This window comes from Sphingobium sp. YBL2 (assembly GCF_000943805.1).
In the GTDB taxonomy this organism is placed as follows: Bacteria; Pseudomonadota; Alphaproteobacteria; order Sphingomonadales; family Sphingomonadaceae; genus Sphingobium; species Sphingobium fuliginis.
The window spans coordinates 2,941,794-2,952,850 of the sequence record NZ_CP010954.1; the positions used below are offsets into that span (position 1 = coordinate 2,941,794).

General features: G+C 67.4%; 9 protein-coding genes and 1 tRNA gene. 8 read left to right on the top strand and 2 right to left on the bottom strand.

All coding sequences use genetic code 11. From position 1 onward, the window contains the following. Positions 1-38: 38 nt before the first annotated feature. From TZ53_RS13605 to TZ53_RS13635, 7 genes are all read left to right on the top strand, one after another. Positions 39-2,060 carry a TonB-dependent receptor family protein gene (locus TZ53_RS13605; RefSeq protein ID WP_044661632.1) on the top strand — a complete coding sequence of 674 codons (2,022 nt, stop codon included), beginning with the start codon at positions 39-41 and terminating at the stop codon, positions 2,058-2,060. Between the two features lie 42 nt (positions 2,061-2,102). After that, positions 2,103-3,725 carry an NAD(P)/FAD-dependent oxidoreductase gene (locus TZ53_RS13610; RefSeq protein ID WP_044661633.1) on the top strand — a complete coding sequence of 541 codons (1,623 nt, stop codon included), beginning with the start codon at positions 2,103-2,105 and terminating at the stop codon, positions 3,723-3,725. 158 nt (positions 3,726-3,883) lie between these two features. Then, positions 3,884-4,930 (top strand): phosphoribosylglycinamide synthetase, encoded by a 1,047-nt coding sequence (locus TZ53_RS13615; RefSeq protein ID WP_025548776.1) that lies wholly within the window; start codon positions 3,884-3,886, stop codon positions 4,928-4,930. Beyond that, positions 4,927-5,727 (top strand): nucleotidyltransferase family protein, encoded by an 801-nt coding sequence (locus TZ53_RS13620; protein ID WP_044661634.1) that lies wholly within the window; start codon positions 4,927-4,929, stop codon positions 5,725-5,727. The genes TZ53_RS13615 and TZ53_RS13620 overlap by 4 nt, the downstream gene beginning before the upstream one ends. A gap of 5 nt (positions 5,728-5,732) precedes the next feature. Continuing rightward, the gene (locus tag TZ53_RS13625; protein WP_044661635.1) at positions 5,733-6,818 is read left to right on the top strand and encodes a sugar-transfer associated ATP-grasp domain-containing protein; all 1,086 of its coding nucleotides are present in this window, start codon (positions 5,733-5,735) and stop codon (positions 6,816-6,818) included. Beyond that, positions 6,815-8,065, top strand: a complete 1,251-nt coding sequence (locus TZ53_RS13630) for a glycosyltransferase (RefSeq protein WP_084694378.1) — start codon at positions 6,815-6,817, stop codon at positions 8,063-8,065. Before TZ53_RS13625 ends, TZ53_RS13630 begins: the two co-directional genes overlap by 4 nt. 148 nt (positions 8,066-8,213) lie before the next feature. Next, positions 8,214-8,714 (top strand): energy transducer TonB family protein, encoded by a 501-nt coding sequence (locus TZ53_RS13635; protein ID WP_025548772.1) that lies wholly within the window; start codon positions 8,214-8,216, stop codon positions 8,712-8,714. A 126-nt stretch (positions 8,715-8,840) separates the two neighbouring features. Here the strand turns inward: TZ53_RS13635 and TZ53_RS13640 are convergent, their stop codons facing one another. After that, positions 8,841-9,866 carry a DUF2279 domain-containing protein gene (locus TZ53_RS13640; RefSeq protein WP_229742478.1) on the bottom strand — a complete coding sequence of 342 codons (1,026 nt, stop codon included), beginning with the start codon at positions 9,864-9,866 and terminating at the stop codon, positions 8,841-8,843. A gap of 574 nt (positions 9,867-10,440) precedes the next feature. Here TZ53_RS13640 and TZ53_RS13645 point away from each other — a divergent pair. Further along, positions 10,441-10,809, top strand: coding sequence for a thermonuclease family protein (locus TZ53_RS13645; RefSeq protein ID WP_044661636.1), 369 nt, complete (start codon positions 10,441-10,443; stop codon positions 10,807-10,809). 71 nt (positions 10,810-10,880) lie between these two features. On the opposite strand, the gene TZ53_RS13650 is transcribed toward TZ53_RS13645, so the two are convergent. After that, positions 10,881-10,954, bottom strand: a tRNA-Gln gene (locus TZ53_RS13650). Between the last annotated feature and the right edge of the window lie 103 nt (positions 10,955-11,057).

Below are 11,057 nucleotides of genomic sequence, written 5' to 3' on the forward strand. Positions count from 1 at the left end.
GCCATTTTTCCGCGATTTTTCAGTAAGGTTATCATTTCATGCCAGTCTTTTCCGTTTCGCGCGGCGTCTCGCTGTGCGCGCTTGCCTGTTCCCTGTCCGCTCCCGCTTTGGCCGAGGAGGCCGAGCAGAGCCGGATCATCGTCACCGCCAGCCCCGTGGTGGAGGAAGCCGCGGCGAAAGTCGTCCGCACCCCCGGCGGCGTCGACGTGGTGTCGGCCGGGGATTTCGAGGACAGGCTCGCCATCTCCCTGCGCGATGCGCTGAGCTTCTCGCCCGGCGTCTACACCCAGCCGCGCTTCGGACAAGAGGTGCGCATCTCCATTCGCGGGTCGGGCCTGTCGCGCGGCTATCATATGCGCGGGCTGACGCTGTTGCAGGATGGCATTCCGATCAACATGGCCGACGACAATGGCGACTTCCAGGAACTGGACCCGCAGGTCTTCCAGCATCTGGAGGTCTATCGCGGCGGCAACGCGCTGCGGCTGGGCGGGTCGACGCTGGGCGGGGCGATCAATGCGGTGACGCCGACCGGGCGCACGGCGCCGGGCGTGGAGATGCGGGTCGACGGCGGGTCGTTCGACACGTTGCGGGCGAAGGCGGCCTATGGCCATGCCGACGCGCGGGGCGACGCCTGGGCCGCGGTGACCGCCGACCGGTCCGACGGCGACCGCGACCATGGACGGCGCAGGGCGCTGCGCTTCAACGGCAATGTCGGGCTGAAACTCAGTGAGCGGGTCGAAACGCGCTTCTGTGCCAGCGTGCAGACGATCCGGCAGAAGTTGTCCGGCGCGCTTAATGAAAGCGACGCGCTGGATCATCCGGCGAAGGGCAATTTTACTGGCGATCAGGCGCGCAACATCGATTCGATCCGCTTGCAGAACCGCACCACGGTGGCGCTGGATGGCGGGGAGCTGGCGTTCGGCGTCTATTATAACGCCAAGGCGCTGGATCATCCGATCTATCAGGTCGTGGACCAGAAATCGGAGGATCGCGGGGTCTTTGCCAGCCTCGACCTGGCTGGTGACCTTGGCGGGATTCCGGTCGGGCTGACGCTGGGCACGCAGGCGCGTTTCGGGCAGGGCCGGTTCCGGCAGTTCGTCAATGCGAACGGCAGGGCGGGGGCGCCGACATCCTATCAGAAGGCGCGGGCGCAGACGATCAACAGCTATGGCGAGGCGCGGATCGCGCCGCTTGCGGGGCTCTGGCTGATCGCGGGCGGCATCTACACCCATGGCGAGCGGCGGCTGGACAACCGCTTCGCTCCGGCGCGGAGCGGGGATGCGTCCTTTGACGCCTTCGCGCCGAAATTCGGGCTGTTGGTCGAGCCGGCGCAGGCGGTGCAATTCTATGCGAACTATAGCCGGTCGGTGGAACTGCCCGGCTTTATCGAGCTTGGCCAGACGCAGTTCGATACGCTGGCCGTCGGCTTCGTCCCGCTCCAGCCGCAAAAGGCATGGACAGCGGAGGTCGGCACTCGCGGGACGCTGGGCATAGCCCGTTGGGACATCGGCATCTACCGGGCCGATCTTCGCGGCGAGATGCTGCAATATGGCGCGGGCGACAGCGCCATTCCGGCGGCGACCTTCAATGCGGGCCGCACGCGCCATCAGGGCGTCGAGGCAGGACTGGACCTGACGCTGACGCCTTGGGCGACGCTGCGGCAAGTCTATCAATATAGCGATTTCCGCTTCCGGGGCGATGCGCAGTTCGGGAACAACCGCCTGCCGGTGGCGCCGCGCCATTTCTACCGGGCGGAACTGAAGCTGGGGACGGAGCGGCTGAGCATTTCGCCCGCCGTCGAGTGGCTGCCGCAGGGTGCCTGGGTGGACTATGCCAACACGAAGCGGGTGGGCGATTACGCGACGCTGAACCTGGGAGCGCAGGCGGAAGTGCGGAAGGGGCTGACCCTGTTCCTCGATGCGCGCAACCTGACCGGCGAGCGGGCGGTCGGGGACATCAGCGCCGTGGTCGACTATTCGAAGCTGACGCCTGCGAGCCGGGCGATCTTCTATCCGATCGAAAGGCGGGCTCTTTATGGCGGGCTAAGGGCCCGCTTCTAACAGCACTGGAGCCGACTCGGTAATAGGTTTAGGGGCAGGCGGATGTTGCGCCTTTCCGGACTGAAACTGCCCCTCGACCATCCCGCCGGGGCTATGCCCGCCGCCATTTGCGAGCGGCTGGGCCTCGAACCGCAGGAATTGCTGGCCCATGTCGTCGTGCGCCGGGGCAATGATGCGCGGCGGAAGAATGCGATCCAGCTCGTCTATACCGTCGATGTCGAACTGGCCGACGAGGCGGGCGTGCTGGCGCGCTTCGCGAAGGATCATGACGTCCGCCCGCGCCCGGACACCGGTTATAAATTCGTGGCCAGTGCGCCGCCGGGCTGGTCGGGCAAGCGCCCCATCGTGATCGGCGCGGGTCCGTGCGGGCTGTTCGCCGGCCTCATCCTCGCGCAAATGGGATTCCGGCCGATCATCCTCGACCGGGGCAAGGTGGTGCGGGAACGGACCAAGGATACCTGGGGCCTCTGGCGGCGGGCCGAACTCAACCCCGACAGCAATGTGCAGTTCGGAGAGGGCGGGGCCGGCACCTTTTCCGACGGCAAGCTTTATTGCCGCGTCAAGGACCCGCGCTTCCTGGGCCGCAAGGTGCTGGAGGAATTCGTCGCTGCCGGTGCGCCCGACGACATCCTGACCGAGGCGCATCCGCATATCGGCACCTTCCGGCTGGTTTCCATGGTGGAAGCGATGCGGCGGCAGATCGAGGGGCTGGGCGGCGAATATCGATGGCAGCACCGGGTCGACGAACTGGAGCTGGAGCGGCAGGCGGACGGCACGCAAAAGCTGCGCGGGCTGCATCTGGCGGATGGCGGCTTCATCGAGGCGGACCATGTCGTGCTGGCGGTGGGCCACAGCGCCCGGCCCACCTTCGAGATGCTCCACCGCCGGGGCGTGCATATCGAGGCGAAGCCCTTTTCCATCGGCGTGCGGATCGAGCATCCGCAAAGCTGGATCGACCGGGCGCGCTATGGCAGTTGCGCGGGGCATCCGGTGCTGGGGGCGGCGGCCTACAGCCTGGCCCATCATTGCGCCAACGGGCGGACGGTCTACAGCTTCTGCATGTGCCCCGGCGGGCGGGTGGTGGCCGCGACGTCCGAGGAGGGGCGCGTCGTCACCAACGGCATGAGCCAATATTCGCGGGCCGAGTTCAACGCCAATTCAGGGCTGGTCGTCGGCATCGATCCGGAACGGGACTATCCCGGCGGGCCGCTGGCGGGGATCGAATTGCAGCGCCATTGGGAAAGCATGGCCTTCGTCGCGGGCGGCGAAAGCTATCATGCGCCGGGGCAGAAGGTGGGCGATTTCCTTGCCGGCCGCGCCTCGACCGGGTTGGGGGAGGTCGTCCCTTCCTACAAGCCGGGCGTCACCCTGACCGACCTGTCGCGCTGCCTTCCCGAATTCGTGCTGGAGGCGTTCCGCGAGGCTATCCCGGTCTTCGGCCGGCAGATCGCGCGCTACGACCATCCGGACGCTGTGATGACGGGGGTGGAGACGCGCACCTCCTCCCCCATCCGCATCACGCGGGGCAGGGATTTCCAGAGCCTGAATGTCGCGGGGCTTTATCCGGCGGGCGAGGGGGCAGGCTATGCGGGCGGCATCCTTTCCGCGGCCATCGACGGCATCAAGGTGGCGGAAGCGGTGGGGCTGGGCATCGCGGCGACATGACGTCGCACCTTCCCGATTGCGCAGCCATGCGCGACCTGCCGCTTTGGCGGGGTGAAACAAAGCGGTCATGCGCCCGTCATCCCGTCGTCTCCTGACCGACGCTCTGCCGTAACTCCAGCGTCAAGGCGCCGTCATGCAGCCGCGTTAGCAGTCGTGGCATGACGACCAGCCCCGACCGCTGCATGCGCATTCCGGCCGCCGACAAGGCGCGGCTGCGCGTCCTTTTCCTTGCCAAACATGCCTGCGCGGGCGGGCGGCCGGACGCAGTGGACGGCAATCACGCCATCTACCATCATGAGATGCGCTCCACGCTGGAGGGCATCGGCCTCCATGTCGCCGCCGCCAGCCGCTATGATGCCCTGTTCGAACGGCCCGATGCCGATTTCGTCGTCACCCTGCTCAATCGCGGCGGCTTCCAGAACAGCGAGATGCTGGCGCCCCTGCTGCTGTCGTGGCGCGACGTCCCCTTTCTGGGCGCCAGCCCGATCGTGCGCGGCGTGTCGGACGACAAATATCTGAGCAAGCTGATCGCGCGCGCCCGCGGCGTGCCGACCATGAAGGCGCAGCTCTTCCGGCGCGGCGGCCTGCCCGGCGGCCCCGCTTTCGCGGCCGAGCGGCTGGTGGTGAAGCCGAACGCATCCTCCGCCTCCTGGGGGCTGGCCATGGTCGACGGCTGGGCCGAGGCGCTGGTCCATGCCGATCGTCTGTTCGACCTGGGCCATGACGTGCTGGTGGAGGCCTGGGCTCCGCTGCTGGACGTGGCGGTGCCGGTGGTGGGCGGCAGCGGCAACGCCCCCTGGGTGCTGCCGCCGATGATGTACGTCCCCGCCGACCCGCATCGCGAGCGCAGCTATGAGGAAAAGCGCGGCCTGGTGGATGCGGGCGACGATCCGCTGGTGCTGGTCGAGGATCGCGACCTGCGCGAGCGGCTGGAGGATTTGACCCGCCGCCTGCTGCCCGAATTCTGGCCGTTCGACTATGGCCGGTTCGAGTTCCGCTACGATCCGGCGACCGATGCGCTGCTGTTCATGGAACTGAACCTGTCCTGCAATCTCTGGTCGAAGAAGACCATTTCGCGTTCCGCCCGTTCGCTGGGCGTGGATCATCCCGCGCTGGTCGAGACCATCGTCGCGCACAGCCTGTTGCGGCAGGGGCTGTTGCGGCAGGGGCTGTCGGCCGACGTGCCGGACCGGGCGGCGGCATGACGACGGCATTGATCCTGGCGGGCAGGCGCGACGGCCTGACCGATCCGCTGGCGCTGGAAGCGGGCGTGTCGCACAAATGCCTGGCGCCCGTCGCCGGCAGCCCGATGCTGACCCATGTGGCCGCGGCACTGGCGGCAAGCGACGGGATCGGGGAGATCCGCGTCGCCATCGAAGATCCCGAAGTGCTGGCGGGCGTACCGCTGCTGCGCCGCCTGCTCGACAGCGGCCGGATGATGCCGGTGGCCGCGCGGCCCAATCTGGTCGACAGCATCCTTGCCGCCGCGCAGGGCGCGCAGTTCCCGCTGTTCATCACCACCGCCGACAATGTGCTGCTGACGCCCGAAGCGGTGGCCGACATGCTGGGCCAATGCGGGACGCCGGGAACCGACGCGGCGGTCGCCTTCGCCCGGCGCGAGTCCGTGCTGGCCGCCCATCCGGAGGGGCAGCGCAAATTCTACCGCTTTGCCGAGGGCAGCTATTCCAACTGCAACAGCTATTGGCTGAAGGACCGCGCAGCCCTGACGGCTGCGGAGACATTCCGGTCGGGGGGTCAGTTCGTCAAGCATCCGATGCGCATCGTCAACGCCTTCGGTTTCCTGAACCTCGTCCGTCTCCGCCTTGGCATCGGCACGCTGGCGGAGACCTTCGCCCGCTTTTCCCGGCGGTTCGGCATGACCATCGCGCCGGTGATCCTGAGCGACGGCGCGGTCGCCATCGACGTCGACAACAGCCGCACCCGCGCCGTCGCGGCGGAACTGCTGAACGCCCGCATGGCGGTGGCGCAGGCGGCGGAGTAGCCGCCTTGTTCACCCTGCGCGCCCTGCCCGCCGGATCGGGCGACAATGAGCTGATGGCCGCCTATCACCGGGGGCTGCGCAGCCATTGGAGCCTGAGCCGATGGGTCCTTGCGCGGTTGTTGGCGGAGGCGGGGCAGGGCGGCTGGAGCCGCGCCGAGCGGGCGATGCTGAGCGAAGCAACGCGCGCCCAGGGCCTGTCGATGCGCGACCGCAAGGGGCTGCACCGGCTGCTCAATCCGGGCGCCTTTCCGCTTGCCGCCAACCCGCTCAAGAACAAGCGCCTGTTCGCCCGGCTGGTGCGGGAGGCGGGCCTGCCCGCGCCGGACAGCCACGATCCGGAGCGGGAGGCGCTGGCGCAATGGCTGGGCCGCCATCATGACATCATCGCCAAGCCCAGCTACACGTCCAGGGGGCGGGGCGTGGAGCGTTTCGTCCGGGACGGGGACCGCTGGCGCGGCGGCCATCGCCGCCTGTCCGAAACGGCGCTGCTCGCCCGGCTGCATCGGCAATGGGCGCGGGGCGGCGTCATCCAGCAGCGGCTGGCCACCCATCCGGCGCTGGAGCCGGTGTCGCCCGGCGCGCTGCCGACCCTGCGGGTCGTGACCGTCCTTGATGAGCGGGGCGCGCCGGAGGCCTGCGCGCTGGCCTTGCGCCTGTCGGCGGGGGAGGGGCGGCCGGTCGACAATTTCAATGCGGGCAATCTGGTGCTGGCGGTGGACGATGCGGGGCGCTGCGGCGCTGCGTGGCGCGGAGGCATGGGACGGGTTCGTCCGGGCCGGCACCCCGCCACCGGTGCGATGCTGGAAGGCATGATGCTTCCCGACCGGGATGCGGCGGAGGCCCTGGCGCTGGCCGCGCACCGGCGCTTTCGCGAGGGCTTCGCGGTCATCGGCTGGGACATCGGCCTGACCGCGCAGGGACCGGCGCTGATCGAGGGGAACTGGAACCCCGGCACGGACATTGTGCAACTTGTCAGCGGGCGAGGCGTCGGGACCGGACGCATGGGCGCATTATACCGCCATCATCTCGACCGTTTGCCCGATCAACGCTGGCGCACGGCCCGCGCCATCGAAACGGAGGCGCGGCGGTGATCGTCCTCTACGTCCACGCCCTGGCGGCGACCGGCGTGGTGCGCAATGCGCGGCTGTTGGCGGCCGCCCTGGCGGAGCGCGGCCATCAGGTGGAACTGGTGACGGCCGCGCCCGGTGGGGAGGGCGTTCCGGGCGTGCGCCACCATGCGCTGCTCCAGCAAAGCCATGCCTCCCGCCTGATCGAAAAGCTGATCGCGATCCACGCGCTGCACCGCCATTTGCGGCGGCGCGCGCCGGGCCTGCTGATCTCCGCCGGCAATCACGGTCATTTCGTCGCCTGGGCGGCCAGCAGGGGGCTTGGCGGCCTGCGCCGCGTCTATCGCATCAGCAACGACATGGTGCGTGCCGTTCCGGGCGCCCCGCATGGCGGATCGGCGGGGTGGGAGCGGCGGATCATGACCCGCCTGATCGCCGCCGACGCCGACCGGGTCGTGCTGGTGTCGCCGACGCTGGCCGCCGCGCCGGCCTTCGCGGCGGCGGCGCGCGAGGGGCGGGTCGCGGTCATTCCCAACGGCATCGACGCCGCCGCGGCGCGCGCAAGGGCGGAAGGTCCGGCGCCCCATGGCTGGATGACCGAGGATGCGCCGGTCATCCTCGCCATCGGCCGGCTGGCGAAGCAGAAGAATTTCGAGACGCTGCTGCGCGCCTTCGCCACCTTGCGGCAAAGCCGGCGGGCGCGGCTCATCATCCTGGGCGAGAGCCGGGACCGGATGCGCGACCGGCTGATGGAGCAGGCGCGCAGGCTGGGCATGGCGGACGATCTGGCGCTGCCCGGCGTGGTGGCGAACGTCTTTCCCTGGCTGGCGCATGCCGACGCCTTCGTCCTGCCGAGCTGGTGGGAAGGATCGCCCAATGTGCTGCTGGAGGCGATGGCCGTGGGCGTTCCCGTGGTCGCCTCCCGCACGGCGGGCAATGCGGCCGATCTGCTGGATGGCGGGCGGTTCGGGCGGCTGGTCGACCCGGCGGATGCGACGGCCATGGCGGATGCGCTGCTGGGCCAGATCGAACCCGCCAGCGCCATCCTGCCGGGCAACAGGATCGAAGCGTTCAGCCTGGAGAGGGCGATGGCGGGCTGGACGGATATTGTGGAGCGGCTCGGGGTGACGGGACGTCCGGGGAAAGGCCGAGTCGCCGCCGCGAGCTTCGGTCCCGTTCACCAAAACCGATCAACGACAACGGGTTGGCCGCCATCCCCGCCGCGCGCCCGGCAGCCATGCGGCCACGCCGGCGCAAAGGCACAATCGTGAAATATTATGCATGTCGATGAGATTGCTGGTTTATATTCATTACCAGCAGGATCGATTTTGTAATATATAGCTTCGCGCTGCTTTCGGCCAGTCAGACACAGCCGCAGCCGCAATCCACGACATCATTATCCTGGCAGAGGAGGCCCTTATGCGTGCCAGATATTTGGTGCTTTGCTCGTCCCTGCTGCTGTCGACAGGGGTTAGCGCCAGACAGCCCGGCGACCAGCTGACCGTCATTGCGTCTCCCGAAAAGGAGATGACCCTTGAAAAATGGCAGAGCCGGACCGCGACCCGGCTGACCGGCAGCATCCGCCGCGCCGCCGATCAGAATTTCGACCGGGATGCGACCGGCTATACCCGCGTCGAATTCCGTCTGGACGGGGAGGGGCGGCCGCAAGCCGTCTCGCTGGCCCAGCCTTCATCGTCGCCCGCCGTCGACAGCATATCCCTGCGGGCGGTGAAGCGGATGGGGCGGCTGACGCCCCTGCCGCCGCAGATCGCCGCCTCGTCCCGGTTCGAAGCCTGGATCGTCGTCGCCAGCGACGCGCTGGAACGCGACGCCATGTTGCGCCGGCTGCGCACCGACCACCGCGCCCGGACGATGGCGCAGGCCGACGGCGACAGGCCGGTCCTGATTGCGTCGCGCTGAGCGCCGTCCTTCCCCCCGGACGGCGTTGCGCGATGCGGAGTCTGGAGGAGCGGCCGGGCGGTTCGATGCGGCGCGGGTCAGCCTGCGCGCATCCGCCCCGTTCGCTCTTCCAGCTTCCCTTGCCCGTCAATGGAAATAGGCGGCGGTATAGGGAAGCTGGAAATAGTTGAGCCCGCTGCCGATCGCCCGGCCCAGGCGCGAGCGGCTGTCGCGGAAGAACAGCTGCTTGATGTTGAGGCCGACGCCGAAGAAGATGTCGCGCTCCGGCTCTCTTCCGGCGGCGCGGTCGGCATTGGTGAAATTCCTGCCGCGATAGCCGACCTGCAGTTCGACGAAGCGCAGCGGGCTGTCGCGCAATCCCCTGAAACCGGAGAGTTCGAGCGCCAGAAGGAAGCGCTGCTGCTCATAATGACGCTTTCCCTTGAAGCTGTAGACCTCTGAATTGGGCATCATCAGCAGGCGGAAATCGAGCTTCTCCTCCAGCCCCGGCACGGTGTGGCGGAGCACCGAGAAGGCCGCGCCGCCGCTGTTGAAGACCACGTCCTGTATCGAAAAGCCGCTGTCCTTCTTATGCGCGTCCCACAGCTCGCCATAGAGCATGAGGCCCATGGAAAGCAGCGCCGCGGGCGCCGCCGCCCGCGCCCGGTCATGAGTCCTGCGGGCGATCCGCGCGCCCAGAAATTCAGCGAAGAGATAGGCATTGAAGGCGTGGGTCAGCTTGTCGATGCCCAGATTATGGGTGTTCTTGCCGAACCAGCCCTCATCCTTGAAATGGAAATGGGTCGTGCCGTCGGTCCAATAGGCCTGCGTCGCGGTGATATAGGCGAACAGGCCGATAGTCTCCCATCTGGCGGCGCCGATGCGGCTGCCCAGCGAATGGTAACGCCCTTCCATGACGGGATCGGGAGGAGGCGGGATGCGCGGATCGGCCGGCCCCTGGACCCTGTTGCCGGTCTCGGGCGGTTCCGGCGTCATGGCGCGGAGGTCGAAAGGTGTTGCCAGCAGGGCCGTTTGGACCGCTTCATCCGGGCGGACGTCTTGCGCATCCGCCGGCGTCAGGGCGATGCAGAGAGCCCAGGGGAGCGGCAGGAATGTCCATGCAGGGCGCATCCTCTCCTCCCCGACAGACTGCGCCCATTGCAGGCTTTGCATGGGCGCTTGATCTCATCGCGGGAATTTAATCTGGACCGGCCATGGGGGACAATTTGCGAAAATGGGTAATGCTTGCCCATTATTGCTTATTGCATTGGCAACTGCGTCCAATAGCGGACGATCTATATCCTGTATCGCGCCCTGCCCCGACGCGCCGGCGAAAATCCCCGGTGGCGGCGATGCGCCATGACATCTGCATGCCCGGGCCGCCCTATATGTCGGAAGTCATATGGCGTCGGATCGGATATTTTACCATTCTGTATCAAAGCGATACATATTCGCGGGGAAAGGCAAAATAGGTTGGAGGATCAATTATGAATGCGTAAACATACGCAATGGGGACAGGTCTCCGGTGGAGAATGGAGGCAGTCGGTGAGGGGCCCGTAGAGGTCGCTCCCGTGCCAGCGCCAGCTTTCCCAAGGTCGTGGACGGCGGGATTCTGGCACCATTTCCCCCGCAGGTTCCCGCAACGGCTCCGGGCGATGGGGCCACTGTCCCGCGCGGGGCAAGGACGATGGGGAGAGGACATGATTGCTAGCCTGGGCGTTTCCCTTCCCGGTCCGAGGTTGAGGGAATGATCGGCGCCCTGTTCCTGGCGTCCGCCCTGACGGTGGTCGATGGCGGCATGCTGCGCGTGAATGGCGAGCCGATCCGGCTGATCGGCATCGAAGCCCCCGACATTGTCGGCCGTTGCCGCAAGGGCAAGGCCTGCCCGGAGGACAGTTCGCGCCGGAGCAAGGAAAGCCTGAAGCACGCTTTGCGCGATCCCATCACCATCGTCCCCGTGGCGCGCGACGCGTATGGGCGCACCGTGGCCATCGTCTATGCCGGTGGGCTCAACATGTCGTGCGAACAGCTTCGCAAGGGCATGGCCGTCTATAGGCCGGCATGGGACATGGGGCGCCGGCTGGCCAGGGAATGCCGTTTCCTGACAAGGCGGTGATCGGGCGCGGCATTCTTGGAGCCCAAAGCGCCCCCGGCCTTGCCGTGGGTCCCGTGATTTCGTGGAAAGTGTGGATGCCCGACAAGGATTCGAACCTTGATTGACGGAGTCAGAGTCCGCTCTCTTACCATTAGAGGATCGGGCATCAGGATGAGCCAGCGGCTCACCGGAGAGGCGCAAATAGGCGGCGATTCCGGATTGGTCAAGAGTTTTGCGACAGGCCTGCCGGACAATTTCATGCCCTGCCC

Coding starts and splice junctions, on each gene's coding strand:
- TZ53_RS13605 (WP_044661632.1), top strand. CDS start 39: ATGCCAGTCTTTTCCGTTTCGCGCGGCGTCTCGCTGTGCGCGCTTGCC.
- TZ53_RS13610 (WP_044661633.1), top strand. CDS start 2,103: ATGTTGCGCCTTTCCGGACTGAAACTGCCCCTCGACCATCCCGCCGGG.
- TZ53_RS13615 (WP_025548776.1), top strand. CDS start 3,884: ATGACGACCAGCCCCGACCGCTGCATGCGCATTCCGGCCGCCGACAAG.
- TZ53_RS13620 (WP_044661634.1), top strand. CDS start 4,927: ATGACGACGGCATTGATCCTGGCGGGCAGGCGCGACGGCCTGACCGAT.
- TZ53_RS13635 (WP_025548772.1), top strand. CDS start 8,214: ATGCGTGCCAGATATTTGGTGCTTTGCTCGTCCCTGCTGCTGTCGACA.
- TZ53_RS13640 (WP_229742478.1), bottom strand. CDS start 9,866: ATGCAAAGCCTGCAATGGGCGCAGTCTGTCGGGGAGGAGAGGATGCGC.
- TZ53_RS13645 (WP_044661636.1), top strand. CDS start 10,441: ATGATCGGCGCCCTGTTCCTGGCGTCCGCCCTGACGGTGGTCGATGGC.